This window comes from Microcoleus sp. MON1_C1, from assembly GCF_036701945.1.
GTDB lineage: Bacteria > Cyanobacteriota > Cyanobacteriia > Cyanobacteriales > Microcoleaceae > Microcoleus.
The window spans coordinates 107,433-129,025 of the sequence record NZ_JAUBRO010000004.1 but is presented as its reverse complement, the minus strand read 5'-3'; the positions used below and the strand labels follow the sequence as shown (position 1 = coordinate 129,025).

Annotated in this window: 15 protein-coding genes and 1 pseudogene; 7 read left to right on the top strand and 9 right to left on the bottom strand. The window is 47.1% G+C overall.

Features of this window, described 5'->3' with window-relative positions; genetic code table 11:
- The first annotated feature begins 205 nt into the window (after window positions 1-205).
- The 5 genes from QUA62_RS03695 (at window position 206) to QUA62_RS03675 (ending at window position 6,024) form a co-directional block, all read left to right on the top strand.
- Entirely contained in the window at window positions 206-1,600 is a 1,395-nt protein-coding gene (locus tag QUA62_RS03695) for a tetratricopeptide repeat protein (RefSeq protein WP_333402427.1), read from the top strand.
- A 54-nt stretch (window positions 1,601-1,654) separates the two neighbouring features.
- On the top strand, window positions 1,655-3,529 hold the full coding sequence (locus QUA62_RS03690; protein WP_333402425.1) for a CHAT domain-containing protein: 1,875 nt from the start codon (window positions 1,655-1,657) through the stop codon (window positions 3,527-3,529).
- Entirely contained in the window at window positions 3,526-3,990 is a 465-nt protein-coding gene (locus QUA62_RS03685) for a hypothetical protein (RefSeq protein ID WP_333402423.1), read from the top strand. The genes QUA62_RS03690 and QUA62_RS03685 overlap by 4 nt, the downstream gene beginning before the upstream one ends.
- Entirely contained in the window at window positions 3,983-5,350 is a 1,368-nt protein-coding gene (locus QUA62_RS03680; protein ID WP_333402421.1) for a hypothetical protein, read from the top strand. The genes QUA62_RS03685 and QUA62_RS03680 overlap by 8 nt, the downstream gene beginning before the upstream one ends.
- A 104-nt stretch (window positions 5,351-5,454) precedes the next feature.
- The gene (locus tag QUA62_RS03675; protein ID WP_333402419.1) at window positions 5,455-6,024 is read left to right on the top strand and encodes a Uma2 family endonuclease; all 570 of its coding nucleotides are present in this window, start codon (window positions 5,455-5,457) and stop codon (window positions 6,022-6,024) included.
- Between the two features lie 7 nt (window positions 6,025-6,031).
- Here the strand turns inward: QUA62_RS03675 and ruvC are convergent, their stop codons facing one another.
- The 5 genes and pseudogenes from ruvC to QUA62_RS03650 form a co-directional block, all read right to left on the bottom strand.
- Entirely contained in the window at window positions 6,032-6,565 is a 534-nt protein-coding gene (gene ruvC, locus QUA62_RS03670; protein ID WP_333402417.1) for a crossover junction endodeoxyribonuclease RuvC, read from the bottom strand.
- A 90-nt stretch (window positions 6,566-6,655) separates the two neighbouring features.
- Window positions 6,656-7,771, bottom strand: a complete 1,116-nt coding sequence (gene bchI / locus QUA62_RS03665; RefSeq protein WP_333402415.1) for a magnesium chelatase ATPase subunit I — start codon at window positions 7,769-7,771, stop codon at window positions 6,656-6,658.
- A 126-nt stretch (window positions 7,772-7,897) separates the two neighbouring features.
- The gene (locus tag QUA62_RS03660; RefSeq protein ID WP_333402413.1) at window positions 7,898-8,203 is read right to left on the bottom strand and encodes a DUF4926 domain-containing protein; all 306 of its coding nucleotides are present in this window, start codon (window positions 8,201-8,203) and stop codon (window positions 7,898-7,900) included.
- Between the two features lie 8 nt (window positions 8,204-8,211).
- Window positions 8,212-8,543: pseudogene (locus tag QUA62_RS03655) on the bottom strand (DUF6883 domain-containing protein).
- Between the two features lie 122 nt (window positions 8,544-8,665).
- Window positions 8,666-11,188 carry an EAL domain-containing protein gene (locus QUA62_RS03650; RefSeq protein ID WP_333402411.1) on the bottom strand — a complete coding sequence of 841 codons (2,523 nt, stop codon included), beginning with the start codon at window positions 11,186-11,188 and terminating at the stop codon, window positions 8,666-8,668.
- A gap of 302 nt (window positions 11,189-11,490) precedes the next feature.
- Here QUA62_RS03650 and dapB point away from each other — a divergent pair, with 302 nt between their 5' ends.
- Together dapB and QUA62_RS03640 are read left to right on the top strand one after the other, a co-directional pair.
- Window positions 11,491-12,318 carry a 4-hydroxy-tetrahydrodipicolinate reductase gene (dapB, locus tag QUA62_RS03645; RefSeq protein ID WP_333281647.1) on the top strand — a complete coding sequence of 276 codons (828 nt, stop codon included), beginning with the start codon at window positions 11,491-11,493 and terminating at the stop codon, window positions 12,316-12,318.
- Between the two features lie 182 nt (window positions 12,319-12,500).
- Window positions 12,501-13,211, top strand: coding sequence for a phosphate ABC transporter permease (locus QUA62_RS03640; protein WP_333281609.1), 711 nt, complete (start codon window positions 12,501-12,503; stop codon window positions 13,209-13,211).
- A 131-nt stretch (window positions 13,212-13,342) separates the two neighbouring features.
- Here the strand turns inward: QUA62_RS03640 and QUA62_RS03635 are convergent, their stop codons facing one another.
- From QUA62_RS03635 to QUA62_RS03620, 4 genes are all read right to left on the bottom strand, one after another.
- Window positions 13,343-13,807 carry a GNAT family N-acetyltransferase gene (locus tag QUA62_RS03635; RefSeq protein ID WP_333402409.1) on the bottom strand — a complete coding sequence of 155 codons (465 nt, stop codon included), beginning with the start codon at window positions 13,805-13,807 and terminating at the stop codon, window positions 13,343-13,345.
- 314 nt (window positions 13,808-14,121) lie between these two features.
- The gene (locus QUA62_RS03630; protein ID WP_190660590.1) at window positions 14,122-14,745 is read right to left on the bottom strand and encodes a precorrin-8X methylmutase; all 624 of its coding nucleotides are present in this window, start codon (window positions 14,743-14,745) and stop codon (window positions 14,122-14,124) included.
- 177 nt (window positions 14,746-14,922) lie between these two features.
- A complete protein-coding gene (locus QUA62_RS03625) occupies window positions 14,923-15,729 on the bottom strand; it encodes a TPM domain-containing protein (protein ID WP_333402407.1) in 807 nt (268 codons plus the stop codon).
- 291 nt (window positions 15,730-16,020) lie between these two features.
- On the bottom strand, window positions 16,021-21,492 hold the full coding sequence (locus tag QUA62_RS03620) for a WD40 domain-containing protein (protein ID WP_333402405.1): 5,472 nt from the start codon (window positions 21,490-21,492) through the stop codon (window positions 16,021-16,023).
- Window positions 21,493-21,593 lie beyond the last annotated feature (101 nt).

The window sequence follows — 21,593 nt, the reverse complement described above, 5'->3', positions numbered from 1 at the left end:
GTCACCCTTAATTGACATTGTGCACATCTTCAGTCCTCTTTCAGAGGACTTTCGCTATGAGACAGGGGTTTCAACCCCTGGCGGAGTATGGGACTAACGACAAATCCGAATCGCCTTTTCAACCTCTGGCGGACTATCGGACTGACGACGAATCCCGGCAATTGTTGCTACAATCAAAAAAATCAACCGCCTCAAAATCTCCCCAATGTTCGGTAAAATATGGCGATTCCTCAAACAATTAATTCAGCGGGTGTTCCGCACTTTTTCCCAGGATTTTAACCCCCCCTGGTCCCCCCTTGGTAAAGGGGGGGAAGAGGAAACAAATCTTGCTTCCCCCCTTACTAAGGGGGGACTGAGGGGGGTTCCTCCAACTTTCACTGATGCGGAATACGGGGCGAAGTTCATGGAACTTCTCGAAGGGGTGAATCAGGGCTGGGGAAGAGGGGATGTTGCGGAATTCTTAATCGCAAAACGCATTAAAAATGGTGATTTTGCGGCTTGGTTGCGGAGGTTTGAGGCTCGATTGTTGGCGGGCGCGCAGGGGAGTACAGCGTCTGCGGATGCGGTGGTATCGCTTCAGGAATTGGCGCGCAGGTTGGAGTTGTTGGGTAGAGTTGCGATCGGGGAATTGGGAGAGTGCGCGGGGAATTTTGGTAGGGAGATTTTGGTTGAGTTTCCGCTAGCTTCGGTTGAGGGGGATGAGGTTGGCGATCGAGCGGCTGAGGCTTGGTGCGTTCGGGGTTTAGAGCAATATGATTTAGGGGATTCTGAAGGGGCAATTGCATCTTTAGATAAAGCCTTAGAATTCAAACCTGATTATCACGTTGCCTGGTACAGTCGGGGCGTTGCACTGGGTAATTTAGGAAGATTGGAAGATGCGATAGCCTCCTGGGACAACGCCTTAGAATTCAAACCAGATTATCACAAAGCCTGGTACAATCGGGGCAATGCACTGGGTAATTTAGGAAGATTAGAAGAAGAGATAGCCTCCTACGACAAAGCCTTAGAAATCAAACCTGATTATCACGAAGCCTGGTACAATCGGGGCGTTGCACTGGGTAATTTAGGAAGATTGGAAGATGCGATCGCCTCCTACGACAAAGCCTTAGAAATCAAACCTGATTTACACGGAGCCTGGTACAATCGGGGCGTTGTACTGAATAATTTAGGCAGGCTAGAAGAGGCGATCGCCTCCTACGACAAAGCCTTAGAAATCAAACCTGATTTACACGGAGCCTGGTACAATCGGGGCAATACACTGAGTAATTTAGGCAGAGTTGAAGATGCGATCGCCTCCTACGACAAAGCCTTAGAATTCAAACCAGATGATCACGAAGCCTGGTACAATCGGGGCATTGCACTGGGTAATTTAGGCAGAGTTGAAGAGGCGATCTTCTCCTACGACAAAGCCTTAGAAATCAAACCAGATGTTCATGAAGCCTGGATGAATCGGAGTATCGCAGTCAAAAAAGCACCTAGATACAAGCAGGCAGTTTATGAAATATTACAGGGACAATTCCCTAATTCTCCACCAGTAATAAGAACTCTCTTAACTCACAACCTGAAACAGCGCGACTATGAAGGGCAAGTATTAACATGAGAAGCAGGCTTAGAGTATTGCAAAAAAAACACCTACCCCGAAGGATATGGATTATTGCATCAAGCGCTAGGAAATGCTCATTACAATGAAGGAAAACTTAATTCTTCCAACTCCAATGAGTGTTGGGCTAAAGCCGATGTTAGCTACAAAGAAGCCCTCACAACTCTAACTAAAGATCGTTTCCTGAAACTGCATCTTGAACTTTTGCAGGATTTAATCAAAAAATTACTTGCTTCCAAAAAAACCGAACAAGCCAATAAACTACAGCGAGATGCAACCAATTTATTGCAGCGTCTGCTGAAAGAGCAAAACTATTCCCAACTCACCCAACAGCAACTCACCGACAAATTAGTTAGGTTTGAACATTTAACGGTAAATATATTTATGCAGTCGGGACAATTTCCCGAAGCCTTAGCAACAGCAGAAACCGATAAAAATGTCTGCTTATCTTGGCTGCTGAATGCCTTACCAACTCCCCCTTACCAAACAGAAGAGACAGTCACTCACTCACAAATTCAGCAACTTCTCAATCCCACAACAGCGGCGATTTACTGGCATCTCAGCGACGCAGCCCTGACAACATTCATCATTAAATCCTATGGCTTGTTGTCTCCCGAAAACTGTTTCAGCGATTTTCCCGATAAATTTGAAGAATGGGTGAAGGAGTGGAATCAACAATACACCGATTATCAATCTCAGGAGAAAACAAGCCAACAAAATCATCCTTGGCGTGGGGGAATGGCAAGTAAATTTGCCCGACTCAAGGAAATTCTGAAACTAGATTTCATTGAACAGCAATTAGAGGGGATTAGCGACTTAATCCTGATTCCTCACCGGGACTTGCACCGCTTCCCAATTCATGCTTTGTTTAGTCGTGATTTTGTGGTTTGTTATTTGCCTAGCGCGGCAGTTGGGATTAATTTGCAACATCGGTTTAGCGGAATCTCTCGTTTATCTCCAAGTTCAGATCCCCCTAAATCCCCCTTAAGAAGGGGGACTTTGAATGAGTCAGTCCCCCCATCCGAAGATACATTGAACACTCTTGTCCCCCCCTTCTTAAGGGGGGTTAGGGGGGATCAAAAACCTGAAAACCCAGCCGAAATCTCTGGCTTACCTCCAAGTTCAGATCCCCCTAAATCCCCCTTAAGAAGGGGGACTTTGAATACTGGGACTATAGCCATCCTCAGCATCGAAAATCCCCACAGCGTAAGTATCGATAAAAACGGCCAAGAAAAAACATTCGCCCCTCTCCCCGCCGCCGAAATCGAATCGGAAATTATTTGCCGAATGTTCGACAAGTCTACCCGACTGGGAGAAGACGCAGCCACCCTCGATGAAGTCGAAAGATTATTGCAGCAGCCGCACGATGTTTTTCACTTCACCGGCCACGGCAGCTATAATTTTGATAATCCTCTAGAATCAACTTTATACTTAAGCGGCAACCACCGATTGACTGTCAGAGAAATTATCAAACATGACCTCAGCAACTACCAATTAATCTGCCTTCCCGCCTGCGAAACCGCATTGACTGACAAACAAACAATTCTCGCCGAATATGTAGGATTGACTAGCGGTTTTATGCGCGCGGGAGTTGGCTGTGTCGTCAGTACCCTGTGGCCCGTAGAATCCGGTGCGAGTGCGTTATTAATGATTTATTTTTACCGACAGTGGCAAGAAGCCGGCGAGTCGGCGCCCGTTGCTTTAAGAAATGCTCAAAAATGGCTGCGAGAAGCCACCCGCGAAGATTTAGCCGCCTGGTATCAAGGGGAAATTAACAATATTTCGGCAAACAGCCCCGAACTTTCTGAAGTTGAAGTTAGCTTGCGCCGATTCTTCAAAAGCAATCGGCAAGAGTTGGCTACAATGGAATTAGATCGACCCTATCAGCATCCCTACTACTGGGCTGCCTTTACTATCACCGGATTATGAACGACACGCAAGACGAGATTTTCAAAGCTTTTATTGTGGCGCTAGTCCAACAAACTGAACCTTTGCCCGTCACAGTTCAATCAGAGTGCAATAAAATAGATGAAACTTTGACAATTATCGATATCGAAAGACTGGCGGAATTACATCCTCCTCTGCTAGTTGCTTATGAAAAAGCTTATGGTTGGTTGGTGACACACAGCAGCCAGCGCAGCAAAGGATTTCCGCCGAATGCTGAATCTGAAATAAACAACACTACTAGCACCGAAACTCCTAACACCGCAAGGGACAACAGCGATTTGACAAAGCTAAATTTGCCGGAACTTCTCGATAAAATGGATTCAAAAATTGAGCCGCGCGGGTTGAAAAAATTATTAGGGAAAATTTTAAAAGCTAAGGATTCAGTGCAAGCAAGTCGAGATACAATCTTATCGTCAATAGCAGACGGTCTTTTTCATGAGTAACGAGAATAAGCTAATCTACCCGACTGTCGATTTATTTGTGTACGATTTGGCACAGGGTATGGGGCAAGATGAGGAAAAAATTAGCCAAAACCGTCAACTGTTTTGGCAAAAAATTTATGGCGATAAAATCTCTGCGACACAGCTAGAACAACTCAAACAAGCTGAAACTGAAACTGCTGATTATATCGAGTTACTCGGCGACAAACAAGTAGAAAAATTTGAGTTTAATCTCGATGGGTATTCCTATCCCGTCAAACTAAACGATACTTATGCGGCACTATTCAACTTTTCCGGCGTAGAAGTTGACGAATACAATAAATTTAAACCCAAAGAAATCGACTGTTTAGAATCGCTGAAAAAAGAAGTAATCTCCCGCGTCAACCCATCGGCTACCATCGGTCAAAGTTTGCTGGTTTCGGGACAATTGACCGCTAATGACCAAGACGCCTTAAAAACAGCTCAAACTTGCTACAGCCAACTTAATTTAGTCCCGAATGCTAAATGGGAAAGAGACTTAAAAGCCGACGGGCAATTTTTAGGTGCTGATTTTTATGAATTGTGGCTACCGCCGGGAGATATGGGCAATATCGGTCAAAATTATCATGTCTTAATTTGCTTGTTTCCTCACAACTCAGGAGAATCTTTCGATGTTACCAAGGAAAAACTTACTAAACTTTATCCGCATTTTCTCCAATTATTTGCCTACCGCAATAAAGTGATTTGGGCTTACACTCAAAGTCGCCCACTTAAAGCGGAACTCAAAGGCTATCCAGAGAAAATTCAACAAATTGTCGATCGACTCCCGGCACAGGTAAATGCGCCTAAAATTGACCTGAAAGAATTGCAGCAAAGTTTAGTTAATTCGCGGACAATTTTTTCTGTTTATGCTAATCAAATAAGCCGATTGGGAGAAAAAGAAAATACAATTAAAACTAATCTCAAAAATTATGATAAACGCCTGAAAACTATCGGCGAGAAAATGGGAAGCGGTCCGAAAGCTTTCAAATTTATGAAAAGTTTCAGCGATTTTGCCCAGGAGAGGTATGTCTGGCAAGTGGAAGCCGATAACAGGAGTTTGAGTGCGGAGTTGAGATTGCTAGAAAATGCAATTCAGACGATTGAAGGGATTAGTGAGATTGAGAGGGCTAAGAGCGATCACGCTTTAAATGTTACAATTGCAGCGGCTGGTGTGGGAATTGCCACTAGCGGAGTAGCAGCCAGCGTTTATGCAGGCCAAATTAAACCCCCCCAAAATCCGATAGATGCGAAGGTGGTTTTTGGGTTGAGTATGGGTGTGGGATTTGTGTTGAGTGTGTTGAGTGCGATCGTCCTAATCGCGATCGGCAAAAAATGGCGCTAAAATAGATTAGCGATTTTAGATAAATCCGCGATTGAAATCGCTTCTTGTCAAACGAAGTCCGCCGACGCGGACTCAAGAGAAGAGAAGAGAGGAGAGATAATACAATGACAACAGTTACTTTAAACTTAGATACTGTCGAACTAACAGATGAACAGTTTTACCGTTTATGCCAGATGAATCGAGATTGGCAATTTGAACGGACTGCTAAAGGAGAAATTATCATTATGTCACCAGTAGGCGGAGTCAGCGGCAATCGAGAAGCCGATTTAATTGGCTTGGTTTGGATGTGGAATCAACAAACGCAGCTAGGAAGAGTGTTTAGTTCTTCAACAATTTTTCGGTTGCCTAATAATGGCGATCGATCGCCTGATGCGGCTTGGGTTAGCTTGGAAAGATGGTCTGCTTTAACGGATGAACAACAAGAGAAATTTCCGCCGATTTGTCCTGATTTTGTCATAGAATTGCGCTCGCGCACAGACCCGCTGCGGCCGCTGCAGGAGAAAATGCAGGAGTATCTAAACAGTGGTTTACGCTTGGGTTGGCTAATTAATCCTCAAGACGAACAAGTAGAAATTTATCGCCCTTCTCGCGAAGTAGAGATTGTACAATTTCCTGTAAGTTTATCGGGAGAAGATGTCTTGCCCGGATTTGTGCTTAATTTGCCCATGATTTGATATTGCCTCAAATTTTTCCTGTTTCCAACTGTATTTTCTTCGGACAAATATCATCATCGTACCAACCAGTCAAAGCCACCGCCAAAGCATCCGCCGCATCGTCGGGTTTCGGAATATAAGCCAACTCTAACTCCCGCGCCACGGCCTCTTGCACTTCAGATTTATCCGCATTACCGCGCCCGGTCAAAGCTTGCTTAATTTGAGCCGGCGTAAACTCGAATAACGGCACTCCACGCTGCGCCAATACTAGCGTCAAAACGCCCCGCGCTTGCGCTACAAGTATGGTATTTCCCATCTTGTAAAAGAACAGTTTTTCGGCAATTGCTACATCAGGTTTAATCTGTTCAATTACCTCGTGCAAATCATCGTAAATTGTTTTCAACCGCTGTCCCATTTCCTGTTTAGGCGTTGTTTGTATGACGCCGCAATCAATCATGGAAACAAAGTTTTCATCTTGCTTGCCAGGGACAACTTGACAGCAAATTGCCCCATAGCCGAGATTTGCTAAACCGGGATCTAATCCTAAAATTCGTTTTTCCATTGCCCGAATTAGTAATTGGAAATGGGGAAGGAGGCATTAAAAATTTGGGAAATGTTTCCTCACCACCCATTACCAATTACCAATTATTAATTACCCCTCCGTTGTTTCTAGGCCGAATACCCGATCGAACACTTTAGTCACTTTATACCCCGAATCTATTGATTCTAGCGGGTCTTTCCGCAACCGGTGCCGCAAACACAGAGTCATCACCCGGCGAATATCGTCCACAGTCACCTCAGTGCGGCATTCCAAAGCCGTGAAAGCTTTCGCAGCCCGATTCGTCACCAAATCGCCCCGCAGCCCGTCTACGTCCAATTCAGCGCAAACTTGGGAGATTTTTACCCGCAACTCTCGATCGATAGTTACCGATTTCAATCTTTCCTGGGCTTCCACCAACCTCTGCTGCATTTCATCTTGTTCGCGCTGGTATTTCGCCAGAAACTCCGCTGGATTTTGGTCAAAACTCGATCGCTGTTCGACAATTTCCACTCTTAAATTCGGGTCTTTCACAGTCCGAATTTCTGCGTGCATCCCGAATCTATCGAGCAACTGCGGCCGCAATTCTCCTTCTTCTGGATTCCCGGAACCGATTAGAATAAACTTAGCGGGGTGACGGATCGAAATGCCTTCTCTTTCAACAGTATTCCAACCGCTGGCGGCCGAGTCGAGCAAAACATCGACTAAATGATCGTCGAGCAAATTGACTTCATCAACGTAAAGAATGCCGCGGTTAGCTTTAGCTAAAAGACCGGGTTCAAAAGCTTTAACTCCTTCCGACAAAGCTTTCTCGATGTCGATCGTACCGCAAACTCGGTCTTCGGTAGCGCCCAGAGGCAAGTCTACCATTTGAACTTTCTTGCGCGCGATTTTAATGTCAGTTTGAGATAAAGTGCGATCGCGCACCTCATCGCTCATCAAATCTGGATCGCTGGGATGACTGTTAAAAGGATCATCAGCCACCACCTCAATTTCCGGCAGCAAGTCAGTGAGAGCGCGGATTGTGGTAGATTTACCAGTACCTCGATCGCCCATAATCATCACCCCGCCAATTTTGGGATCGATGACATTCAACAGCAGCGCCAGTTTCATCTCCTCCTGGCCAACAATCGCAGTGAAGGGAAAAACAGCGCGGCGGGCTGGGGTAGCGGTAACGGTTGGTAGAACGCCCGCATTTAGGGTATTGCTGACTTCGGCAGTAGGACTCACAGGATAACTCAAAATATAATAATTGCTTGTTTATTGTGACATATAGGTGGACAACAGTCGATCGGCAACCTGGAAGTCCAAGTGCAGAGTTTGTGTGATTCCTCTCAAAACGCCGCCAAAAACAGACTATCTCCCACACAAAGAACGCGCCAACTCTAAAACTTGTATCTGACGTTCGTCTGACAAACGTCCAACCATCGCAGCTAATAGCTCAGATACAGACAACCAACGCCTTTGTTTCGACTTCCAAACAACTAAAAACTGCTCCGCAGACAGAGTACACAAAGCTATCGTTTCGCCAGAGCGATCGCTAAATTCTACTTCGTAATTTCCATCATCATAACAATCTACAATAGCCCCTCTAACACCTAGGTGTAAATTAGATTCAGGCAATGTTACTAACAATTCGACTACATCAAATAATTCTGGCACGATCGTGCTTACCTCCGAACGAATAGTGTTACCAGTCTCGCCCCATTACTACCCGGTTCTACGATCCAACCTGTACGGACAATCCCCTGCTGTCCCTGTGCACAATTTCCAAGTCTACAGTATAGCGCTGTCCGTGTTTGTCGTTTAGTCCTAAAACTGCTTCAGCATCAAGAGTTTTAGTTGAAATATGTGCTAACAGTAAGTCATAGTTTTATTGATGAAATCCTAAAGGACGCTGAAATATTACAGCTTTATTGCTACCGACAGCGTTATCTAAATTAAGAGCATACTCCGTTAATTTTCCCGGAGCGATAACGAGATGGCTGACAAGTTCTTTCAGCTTTATGTTTGTTTAGATAACACTACTTTTAGCATCCAACAGATTAGAGAGCTGCTTTGGGAACCCGCTCAACTTTCAATTTTAGCTCTAACGTACAATAACTAATAACTAATAACCCACAACTACCACTGCGGCCGAGAAGCCATCAAAGCAGTCGCAGCCTCGCTCGGTAACGGCTTAGCAAAAAAATAACCCTGACCGTATTCGCAGCCGATCGACCTCAACTTAGCTAATTGTGCCGCCGTCTCCACACCCTCAGCAATCACATCCATGCCCAAAGCGTGAGCCAGCGCCACAATCGTCCGCACGATCGCCACATTCTCCCCCTCGCTTTCGAGCTCCATTCGCCCCACAAACGACTTATCAACCTTCAAAGTATCCGTAGGAAACCGACTCAAATAACTCAACGACGAATAACCAGTGCCAAAATCATCAATTCCCAACTTGACATTTAACCCTTTCATCTGCTTCAAAACCGCGATCGCCGACTCCACATCATCCATCACCACACTCTCAGTAATCTCCAACTTCAAACTCTCCGGACTCAAACCAGTTGTTTCCAAAATCACCTGAATACGATCGACCAAATCCGGCTGGGCAAACTGCTTTCCCGACAAATTTACACTCATAATCAAAGGTTGATCGAAATCAAACATTCCCTCCCAAAGCCCCAACTGCCGGCAAGCCTCCTCCAACACCCACTCACCCAGCGGCACAATTGCCCCCGTTTCCTCAGCCACCGGAATAAACTTCATGGGCGGAATCAAACCCCGCAGCGGGTGTTGCCAACGCACCAAAGCCTCAAACCCAATAATCCTCCCGCTTGCCAAAGATACAAACGGCTGGTAGTGCAGCAAAAACTCCTGACGCTTGAGGGCCATCCGCAAATCAGTTTCCAACTGCAACCTCTCCACCGCCAAAGCGTGCATCGAAGCATTAAACACCTGATACCTTCCCGTTCCCAAAGCCTTCGCCCGGTACATCGCCGTGTGGGCATCCCGTAGCAAGTGTTCGGGCTGTTCCCTGACAGTAGCACCGGGTTCGCCCCCCAGCGCAATTCCGATGCTCGCAGTCACAAACACCTCCTGCCCCTTCAACTCAAAAGGCACAATTAAAGCTTGGTGAATTCGAGCGGCCAAATCCACAGCACTGTCAACATCAATATTCCTCACCAAAATCGCAAAATCGTCGCCCCCCACCCGCGCCACAGTATCCCCGGGGCCAATAATCGCCCTCAACCGCAGCACCACCGCCATCAGCAGTTCATCCCCCACCAAATGACCCAAAGAATCATTAATCACCTTAAACCTGTCTAAATCCAGAAACAGCACCGCAAACAGATAGCTGCGGCGGCCCCTAGTATTGGCGATCGCCCGCCCCAGGCAATCCACGAACAAATCCCGGTTGGGCAAACCCGTCAGAGAATCGTGAAAAGCATCGTAAAGCTTCCTGTAAGCGCTGACACCCACACCAGTCACCACCAAGCCCAAAGTCGGCGACACTAACGGTACCCACCCACCCCCAGTAAAAATCCCATAACTAATCCCCAACAGTCCGATCAATCCCGCGCCCCCAGCCAATCCCGCCCTCGCAGGATGGTGAATCCGCCAAGCCAAAACCCCGCCAACCATCGCCCAAGCACCGTTCCACAAAATTTCCGCCCATTCCGGCCACACCCAAAAGAGCGATCGCCCATCCAAAACCGCGCTCAATATTTGGCTGAGCATTTGCGCGTGCAGCAGCACCCCCGGCATTTTCGGACTTTGCTTTTTAACCGGGCTGTAGGGCGTCAGAAACACGTCTCTGCTACTCGGTGCCGTCGTCCCGATCAACACAATCTTGTCCTTAACCCAGCTTGGGTCAATTTCTCCCTTCAATACCTGCCGGATACTGACTTGTCGCGCCACCTCCTTCCCAGACCGGTATTTGAGCAGAATTTGGTAGCCCTTGGCGTCGAGATTTGCATAGCCCCCGCTGTTAGCAGTTAAAGGCAGAAATTCTGCCTTTCCCCAGTTGATTTGGTGGGGATGAACAGGGCTATTTTCCGGCTGCACTCTGTCTTTGAGATACAACAAAGCCACTTGCACAGAAAAAGAGAAAGCAGTATTCTTCTGTGCTTGGGAGACGGAAAGCAAATTGCGGCGCACAACGCCATCAGGATCGAGCACGAAGTCGTTAAAACCGAGCCGAGCGGGCGGTATCCCCGGGGGCGCAGGCACTCCCGGACTTTCTGAATCGTTCAATTTATAGATCGCCACCACATTCGGTGCTTTCAGCGCGGCCAGCAATTCTTCGTGTCCCGGCGCTTGAGGCAAATCCCGGTACAAATCCAAACCGATGACTTTTGGCTGATACTTTTGCAGTTTTGCCAAGGTTTGAGCGATCGCGCCGTCGGAAATCGGAAATCTCCCCAAAGCTTGAATATCGGCCTCAGAAATTCCCACTACCAGCAGTCGCGGATCGGGGCCGGAATCTGGCTGCAAGCGCACTAACGAGTCAAAACTCCCCAATTCCAAGCTTTGCAGGCCTCCCAACTGCCGAACTCCCATACTCAGCAGAGTTACAGTCGCGCCCGCAAGCATTGCAGGCAAAATCCTGACGCGTCGGTTTTGATAACTCAGGTTGAGACCAGTTGCGACAGACATGACATATCGAAGATTTCGAGAGAATTTGGCAGTCACAGAAAAAATATGTCGGTGCAAATTAGCTTTGCACAAGTCTGTTCTTACAGAATTGAGCTTAATATGAGATTGAATGTAATTTTTTCAGAACTTGTGCCACAACCGAGTTTCTTTAAGCTAATTACTCGATTTGGCAAAGTATTTCTCAAATGGGAACCGGGTTTTTGAAGATTTGCCGACAACTCCTGTCTTTCATTCCTTGTTTCCCCAAATTCGTACAAGCGTTAAAATTTAGTCGATCAAACTTTCAGGATATTTTTGAGATGATGGCGAATCAACTTCCGATTCCGGTGATTGTTAACGGTGCTGCAGGCAAAATGGGCCGCGAAGTAATTAAGGCGATCGCCCATGCTAGTGACATGACCTTATTTGGGGCTGTAGACCGCTCTCCTGAGTGCCTCAACGCCGATGCCGGCGAATTAGCCGGATGCGGCCCGTTAGAAGTTCCCATCACAGACGACTTGCAAGGAATGCTGGTATTAGCAGCTCAGGAAAAGCAGTTAGGGGTGATGGTAGATTTTACGCACCCTTCGTCTGTTTATGAAAACGTGCGATCGGCCATAGCTTACGGAGTTCGCCCAGTAGTCGGCACTACCGGATTGAGCAGCAAGCAAATTGAAAACTTAGCTGAATTCGCTGATAAAGCTAGCACTGGGTGTTTGATCGTACCCAATTTCTCGATCGGCATGGTTTTGCTCCAACAAGCCGCCGTCACGGCATCTCAGTATTTTGAACACGTAGAGATTATCGAGCTGCACCACAATCAAAAAGCCGACGCCCCCAGCGGTACGGCAATTCAAACTGCCCAAATGCTAGCAGAAATGGGAAAAACTTTCAATCAGCCAGAAGTTGAGGAAACCGAAAAATTAGCCGGAGCGCGAGGTTCAGTGGCGGATGAAGGGATTCGCATTCACAGCATCCGTTTACCCGGTTTAATTGCCCACCAAGAGGTAATTTTTGGCGGCGCCGGTCAAGTCTATACTTTACGACACGATACGAGCGATCGCGCTTGTTATATGCCAGGAGTCTTGCTGTCTATACGCAAAGTCCTTGAATTGCAATCGCTCGTTTACGGCCTGGAAAAAATCTTGTAGTCATTAATCATTAGTCATTAGTCATTAGTAAGCTGGAATTAATCTCACTTCTAACTTTTGACTTCTAACTTCTGATTTTTGACTTCAACCTCAATCCGTTAAATCTGTTAAATCCCTTAATCTAATCCGCTTCCGAACAGACAGCCGTTGCATCCCGTACATTGCTCGTTGCCGAACTTCCTATGCTAATTCCCTTAACCCGTGAAACATTTCAAGAACTAATTCCCGCCGTCGCCACGGGAGCGCAATACAAATATATCTGGGGAAAACCGCCCGATTTTTTGAGGCGAATGTTAATCTCTGCAGTCAGCGTAGTTTTCCTCCTGGTAGTTTACAACTTCGCCGGTTCCGATGTCGGGCCGCTAGTTTTAATCACCGGATTGATAGCTGGTTTGTACTGGCTGTGGGGGCCTATTTTGTGGGCGAGTTTGCGGAATGCAGAATGCCGCAAATATAAATACTGCGGTTTTTGGCAAGGACGAGTTTTGGATATATATATTACAGATGAAATCACCAGTCAAGAAGAAACAGTCAATCAAAAAGGACAACTCGTAATAGTTGACAACCTAGAACCACGCATCAACTTGGAAGTTGGCGACAAAACCGGATTTACTACTACACTTCGAGCTCCATTGCGGAAAGATCACCAAGGAATTGCCCCCGGCCAAGCTGCTTTAATGTTAATTATGTCAAATCAAGAAGATTTAGGCAGAATTGCCAAAGTTTCAGATATTTATATTCCCAGCCGTGACGTGTGGGTGAGCGACTATCCTTATCTGCGTAGGGATTTGTTTGTAGAAATGAGCCAGCAAATTAAAAAAGGCAGAAAAAAAGACCGCGATCGCACTAATCCAAGCAGAGATGTAAAAAGGCGATCGCCCGCTGATTATTAATAAATAAGCGCCACTTGTAAGAGCGATGGCAAGTTAAACCCCGGCAAAAACTTAATTTCTGGAGATGTCTAATAATAGTTAAGCGTCATTGCGAGATTTTCAAGAAATATACCAATTTAGAGAAATCCCTCCTAGAGCTTTTTCGTCATAAACACGCTATTCGGGTCATCAATGTATTCCGCGAAGGGGCCTCGGTACTTGAACCCATACCGTATATACAAGGCTCGTGCGGGGGCGAACTCAGGCAAAGCCCCTGTTTCCAAATTCAGGCAATCGTAAGCACGCCGTTCGGCTTCTTTGATGATGTGTTCAAGAATCTTCGAGGCGATACCTTTACGGCGGTGAGTCTTGGCGGTACGCATTGATTTGACTTCACCACTTCTTGAATCTAGTTCTTTCAGTGCTCCGCATCCGAGTAATTCATCACCCTCCCAAGCCGTCCAGAAAGTAATATCGGGCGATCGCAATGCTTCTAAATCAAGAGCATGAATGCTTTCAGGTGGTGTAATCTCCTTCATATTTTCGAGATGTTCGCACAGAAAGTCAGCAATCTTTCTACCTCTGAGGTCATCTTCGCGAATTTGCAATCGACTCATTTCCTTAATTTGCTAGAGAATTCTACTCTATCAAGACTTACGAACTCCCACAAAAAAACCGGGTTTAGACTTCGCTCAATCAGCAGTTTTTTTACCGAATCTGTGGCTGCAACCTGTGTATTTTCGCCCATCAAACCCGGTTTCTGGACTCTCATGCGTCCAGGACGATCTATGATGGTTCACAGAATCCCGCGTTATAAAAAGTAACTTAATTTGTTCACAAAATTCGGAAAAAACCTATTGTGAAAGTAGAGGGTGCCGAAAGCGGGATCTAAAATCTAAAATCCCAGGACTCATGACAATTAACTTATCGATCAACTGTTCCCCTCTTGGCCGTAAGCTTGCCAAGCCAAATCCACCAGCCCGTTAACAATAGCCACAGCTACCACCGCAGAGCCCTTGCGGCCCTCAATCCGAATGTGAGGAATCATCGAATCGTGCAGCCGCGACTTAGCCACGTCCACCCCTACAAACCCAGAAGGCGTCCCAATCACCAAAGCCGGCCGAATTTCCTCAGATTCAATCAAATCTACGATCGCCGACAAAGCAGTTTGAGCCTGGCCCACCACAAAAATCCCCTCAGGATAGCGTTTTGCCAAAGTTTCAATCCCCCAAGCCGCCCGCGTCCTTTCCTTTTGGGGGCGCGTCAAAGCCTCCATCGAACAGTAAACCGGATTCGCAAAGGTATTTTGGATTAGGGGCGTAATGCCCACCTGCACCATCGGCACATCTACCACGATCGTAGTCCGAGCAGCCAAAGCTGCCGCCCCAGCCTGCAAAGCCTGATCGGAAAAACTAATTAAAGACTTGTACTCAAAATCAGCAGTCGCATAAATCACGCGGCGGACTATTTCGTACTCCGCCGCTGAAAAACCGTGGTCGCCAATTTCGTTATCGATTAATCCCAGACTCTGGGCATCGCTTACGTGCCATTCCATTTGTTGGATAGCTGTCGCCTGTGAGTTGTCAGGTATCAGCTTACCAGCTTTTAGTCATTTGTTGACTGTTGACTGTTGACTGTTGACTGATAACTGATGACTGATGACTGTTGACTGTTGACTGTTGACTGATAACTGATGACTGGCAACTGCCAACTGCCAACTGCCAACTGACAACTAAGTTTCCGACGACGAAGAAGATTTGCCCAACACCGGAGTCAGGAATGCCACCAAAGCTCCGATCGCAAAACCCGCCACATTCCGAACCACAGGCAACCAGTCAGAAGTCCGAGTCACCACGGGCCCAAGTCCGAAAGCAAAAAACAGAATGCCCCACAGCGGCGAAAAAATCAGCGCCCACTGCCAAGCCACAACCTGTCCCGGCTTCCGAGGCTGAGCCGCAAACCCGCAGATGACGCCGCCAACCACCGACGTAATTAACGTCAGAACCCACTGTTCCCTCGGCAAACCGGGAACCACGCGGCATCCGCCCTGACGCAAACAGCCTTCTATCGACTCCAAAGATTCAATAATCGCTCGATCTTCGCCATTGTCCCGCACAAAAAATTGATTACCGTAGCGGGTTTGCAGTTCCACCCAAAAAGTGCGCGGCAGCAGCGGATACAGCGAGTCGCCCACATTAAAATTTAGCAAATTGCCCCCTCGGGGGTCAGCAACTAGCAACACACTCTTATCATCTAGCCCCCAATAACTTTTGACAGCCAAACCGGGCGTGCGATCGTACTGGGTCAGCACTCGCAATTTCCAGCCGGTTTCGGTTTCAAAGGCGTTTAAATTTTTTGCCAAACTTTCTTCTTCAATATCCGTAAGGGCTTTAGCTAAATCAATGATCGGCGTCTGAGTTGACGGCAATAAATCTGGATTATTGAAAGCGTGGGCTACTGGTGCGATCGCCCACACGGACAAAGCCAGACAAAATGCGGCAACAGAGGCTAGAAATTTTTGCGGGAAAAGCTGTGACATAGGAACTTATAATCCGGGTCTTAATTGTGAATGCTAGCTGGCGGTCTTAACCAGAGGATAAGAGAAAACTCATATTTCTTTACAATTATTTACTTTACAGGAAGCCGAGACCAAGGGGAAGAGGAAAATAGTTTTGAGTTTTGAGTTTTGATACCACAACCGGGCTTTTTAGCCGCTTGATTCTTGAGTCCCTCTCAGTTAAGACTTAGTTTGACTTTATCCAGCGCTTAAAACCGCTGCATAGAGTCAAGGGGATTTCTAGGGGGGACACTGAAGAAATTACCCATTACCCTAAAATTGAGATTTTGCCCCAACCCCCTCACAAAGACGCCGATCGCGATGGCTCACATTAGGATTAGTTCTCAGATAATCTCCCACCCAGTCACAGCCCCTCACCAGCAAATCGTCAAGATCCAAATTCCACAAAATCACCCGATTATCCCGGCCCCCAGAAGCCAGAACCTTCCCATCCGGGCTAAAACTCACACTCATCACGCTATCCTTGTGACCAGTCAAAGTTTTCAGTAAAGTCCCGCTGCGACTCCACAACTTCACCTTATGGTCATAACTGCCCGAAGCAACCAACAAACCATCCGGGCTAAAACCCACGCTAGTCACGCTGTCGCTAGAACCCTTCAGCAGCGTCGCCACCAGAGTCCCGTCTACCTTCCACAATTTCACGGAATTGTCGTAACCAGCCGAAGCCAGCATTTTGCCATCAGGGCTAAAAGCAACCCCCAACACAAAACTGTTGTGAGCTCCTTCAAAAGTTCTTAGCAAACGACCATCCCGATTCCAGAGTTTGAGAGTACCGTCATCGCTTGCAGAAGCCAGCATCGAGCCGTCGGGACTGAAAGTCACCCCAGTCACCCAGCCTGTGTGTCCCGTCAAAGTCTTAATCAGCCTGCCGTTTCTAGTCCAGAGTTTCACAGTCTTATCCTTGCTCCCCGAAGCCAGAATCTCGCTGTCGGGGCTAAAACTCACGCTCATCACGCTGTCGGCGTGGCCGTCGAGAGTCAACAGCACAGAAGGCGAACACGGGAATAGCGGAGCCGAAGGACAAGGGAGAATATTATTCATGCCATCTTCTGTCAAACTCCAGACTTTCACCGTTTTGTCGTAACTCCCAGAAGCAAGTAGCTGGCCGTCGGGGCTGAAACTGACGCTGGCGACTCTCTGAGTGTGTCCTTCCAAGGTTTCTAGCAAAACTCCCGTGCGGCTCCAGAGTTTGATAGTTTTGTCCGTAGAAGCAGAAGCCAGCCTTTGGCCGTCGGGGCTAAAAGTAACGCCCTGCACCCGGTTTTGGTGTCCGTCGAGAGTTTTGAGCGGCACGTCATCGAGTCGCCACAGCCGGACAGTTTTGTCAAAACTTGCCGAAGCCAAGGTTTTGCCTTCCGGGCTAAAACTCACCTGAGTAACTCGATCGGCGTGTCCCTCAAAAGTTCTCAGTAAGCGACTCTCTGGTTTAATGTTGCTAGCATCGGTTGGGCGTTTGTCGCCAACACCAGCAAGACTCCAGAGTTTGACAGTCCCGTCTGCACTTCCAGAAGCAAGTGTTTGACCGTCGGGGGAGAAACTGACACCAAATACCCACTTGCTGTGTCCCCGCAAAGTTGTTAGCAGTTCACCTTTTTTTGCTTTTGTTGAATTTTCTGTTGGTGGGTGTTTGAGTGCAGCGATGCTCCAGATTTTCACCGTTTTATCTTCACCCGCACTGGCGATCGTTTCACCATCGGGGGAGAAACTGACGGTGTAAATTTTCGAGGGTTGTCTGTTTTCGCTGTGCCACAAATTAGCGATTAACCTGCCGTCAGAACTCCACAGTTTCACAGTACCGTCATGGCTCGCCACAGCAATTATTTTGCCGTCGCGACTGAAGCTTAACCAATTTACGGGAGCAAATTGTTCGATCGTTCTCAGCAGCGTGCCGTCGGTTTTCCAAAGTTTGATAGTTTTATCTGTAGAGCCACTGGCGATCGTTTGACCGTCAGGGCTAAAAGCAACGCTGGTAACGCTATTAGTATGCCCGTTGAAAGTTGCCAGCAAACTGCCGTCTGTTTGCCAAATTTTGACAGTTTTATCTAAACTAGCCGAGGCGATAATTTTGTTGTCTGGACTGAACGTGACACATGAGACGCTGTTAGTATGGTCTTTGAAAGTTGCCAGCAAACTGCCGTCGCGCCGCCAAAGTTTGACGGTTTTATCTACACTGGAAGAAGCTATTGTTTCGCCATCTGGACTGAAGCTAAGACCCCAAACTACATCGCCGTGTCCTTCCAAGCGGTTGCGTTCTTTGACTCCATAAACTGCCTGCTGGAGGGCAGCAGAAATCAGAATTTCGGTGTCTTTGAGAGTATACATTTTTTGGGAGTGTTCGATCTGTTTCCACTTTTTGCCAGCTCTCAAACTTTCCATCATGGCGTCAAATTTGTTGTTTGAGAAATACAGTGCTTCCGAAGCTGCTGTCAGGGTACTGATTTCGGCTCGCTGAGTTTGAGCGACAGCTAGCTGTTTTTGACCCACGGCCCGCCACCAAAAGTTTACGGCGGCGATGGTGGAACTGGTTAGCAGCATGACGCCGATCACTGCTACTCCTAGCAGTTGTTTGAGAAAAGTATTGGCTCGGTAGAGCTGTGCTTGACTCATTTTTTTGTCTGCTTCTGCTTTGTGCAGTCTGGCTTCTAAGCCGAATCTTTGGCGGATCGGTCGCACTAAATAGTCGTGTACCAATTGATAGCGGTCTTCGGGCGCTTCCCGTAGCAGAAATAGCAAACCGTGACCAACTAAAATGTCTAAAATTAAGTCTAGGTTGTCGGTTTTCTTTTGTCGGATTTCTGGGTCTTTTGCGAACTGTCGCTGTAGGGAAATTCGGTTTTTGCCGATCGCCGATAATTCGGTTTCGCGGGCATCTGCTGGCTGCGGACCTGTAACTAACGAGAGTTCGTGTTTGGTTTTTATCAGGCGAACGCCTCTTTCATCTGTCAGGGAAAACAAGATTTTCCAAGCTGCGTCTTCGTTAACCAGGCCACAGTCAGAGATGACTCTTTCGAGCGATCGTTTCACTAATTCCGCTTTGGGATTGTCCCCCAATTGCTGGTATTGTGCTAGACTCGTAATACCTTCTTCTTGCAGTTGCGCTCCTACTACCTGCAATTCGATCGGTCGCACTTCTTGAAGTTCGTCTGCTAAATCTTCTACAAAGGCATCGATCAGTGCCGACTCTAAATAAAATTCCGCCCGTTCTGTTAAGTGTCCGATGACAGCCCGCGCGTCTTTGATAGAAAAACTCCGCAGTTGGTAGCGGATACTTTTGTCGAGAATATTATTGTTAATAGCGTCAAGATTTGGGAAGCGATCGCAATCTAGTAAGTAGTGTAAGTAATCTTCCCGCAAGCACAGAATTATCTTGACATAAGGCAAATTCAAAAACACGCCCAAAAAATTATAAAAAAGTTGTCTTTGTTCCACAGAAGTCGAAACAAAGAAAAACTCTTCAAATTGATCGAAAATCAGCACAGTCAACAAATTATTTGTGGCATTTTCGCGCAACTGATCTATAATAAAAGAAGAGACTTCCGAGCTGCGAGCAGGAATAACCGAGCAACTTTTTTTGTGGATTCCGTGTAGTCCTTTCGAGATTAATTTACTTTCCTCTTCGGCTTGTTTGTCGTACAGTGCGCTGTTCAAAGCATTTTCTAACTCCACCAGCCAGTCGGTGTAAACTTTGACTACTACGGGCAATGTATCGCGCGCGCCCGGAGTAATGTTTTTCAAAGCTGGTACTAAGCCGGCATTGACTAGAGAACTTTTCCCGACTCCGCTGGGCCCGTGAATAATAGTTAATTTATGGTCGTCCCTGCTAATTCTTTCTAGCAAGCTATTGATATCTGTTTGGCGCGAGTAAGCTGTCATTTCCGCTGCGATGGCAGCTTGGTTTTGAGCTGAGGGGCCTGAAGGATTGACCGCTTGGCGCTGCTGCTGCAATTGGCTGGCTCCGATAAAAGCTCTAAATCCGTATTGATATTCGATCGAACGCTGGGTTTTTTTAATCCGAAACGCTTTAAGATACTCTCCCTGCTCGAAATAAACCGCTTGCAGTTCCGTCAAAATATCGATGTAAAGTCGGGGGTCGTACTTCGGCTCGCTTTGAGATTGAGCCAACTCCAAAGAATGAACCGCCGCTTCCCACTGCCCTAGCTGCCGCAAACTTCGCGCTAAAAGTAAAAGATACGAACTCCTGTCGGATTTAGGATGTTGGATTTTAGATTTGGGTTCGTTACTTAACTCGTTAGGGCCCACCAATTCTGGATAATTTCCCTCAAACCCCAATCTCAAATCTTCAATCAGCAATCTCAAATCATGAGGCGTTTGATCCAAAATCGCCAAAGCCAATTCGGCTAACTGGCGGGCTTGACTCCACCTCGACTGTTGCAGGGCAACTTCAGCCAAAAACCCGTAATCTTGAGCTAGTTGACTGGGAGTACCGTAAGTGAAGTGCAACTGCAAAGAATTTTCAGCTAATGCTTGCAACTCTCCCCAAGCTTTCAGGCGCTGCAGCACTTCTCCGAGGTGTGCTGTCACCTCAGCTACCAATTCCGGGCGTGAGGCAAGGGAGAAAGCGTTTCTAGATTGTTCCAGGCTAATCCAAGCTTGTTCCCAGTGCTGGCGGTTGGCTACTGGGTTTCTGGCTGCTTGCAAGCGGTGACACAGGGCTATGTGAAACAGCACTATGCCTTCTCTCTCTAAAAATAAAATTTTGGGGACAGGATTCGACAAGGAGGAGAAGGTTTCTGGGTTTTCGGAATGGTCGAAGTTTGCCAGTTCCCAGTTGCCCGTTTTCTGCTGCCAAAATAGTAAACTTTCTTGGTAGTGAATTAAGGCAGTTTCGGTTTGGTCGCTGACATAGTAATCTCGACCGAGAACGAATTGCAGGCTGGCTTTGAGGGCGGGTTCTAATTCTTCACCGCGATTTTGTAAATCTCTTAAAGCTAATTCTAGTTCTCGGCGTGGCAAAGAGCCGATCGCCAAATCGAAGGTATTGCCGGGACTCAATGGCGAATACGAGTGGGCATCTGATTGTCGTCGGTTTTGGGGCCCTGAGTTAAAAGTTAGAAAGCGTTCTCCAGGGCTGATTTCGCGCTCCAGGCCGCGTTTTTCGCACGGGGTTTCGCAGGTTTCACAATTAGCGATGGTGCTGACGTTGCTGCTGGCGAGTTCTTGATTGAGTTCGCCTATTTTAAATATAGTATCGGCCCGCCTAGCGAGGAAATTAATTAATTCGTCAACGCCCATTTCAAATTTAATTGTAGCGGCCGCCCAACTTTTGAAATCCGGGGCCAGACGAATCATTTTGGTCACGATGTCATCTGTTACCCACAAAATCACTGGGCAGGAAAAATTTTTGCGAAATTCGTCTCGCACTTGATTGGTAGAAGCCATCAGTTCGTCGATCGCTACTACTGTTTCTAAACCGAATACCATCAAAGCCGAGGCGGCACCGACAGGCGAGTACCCCTCCTGGAAAGTGCTTGCCTGCAGAGTAGTGTAAAGGGTTTTGACTGAAGCTGGCAGGACGAGATCTTGAATTGGAACTGGGGACACTTCTCGCAGCCGCTGCGCTATTTGCTGCCGCAACTGTTCGTAGTTGCAGCGCACCAAAATCAGCGAGAATTGCTGTTGAGACATTGTAATGGATCTGACCAGAGTTTTGAGCGATCGCTCGTTGTAGTTGGCAGTTTCTTGTACCTTAATTAGATCGGTCATGCGTGCACCTCTTTTGCATAAATCAATTACCTAACGCTCACCAATCGTGACTAAAAGCGTATCTACTTAGAGATAACCGTCTCTGTTTGAGGCTTTATCTC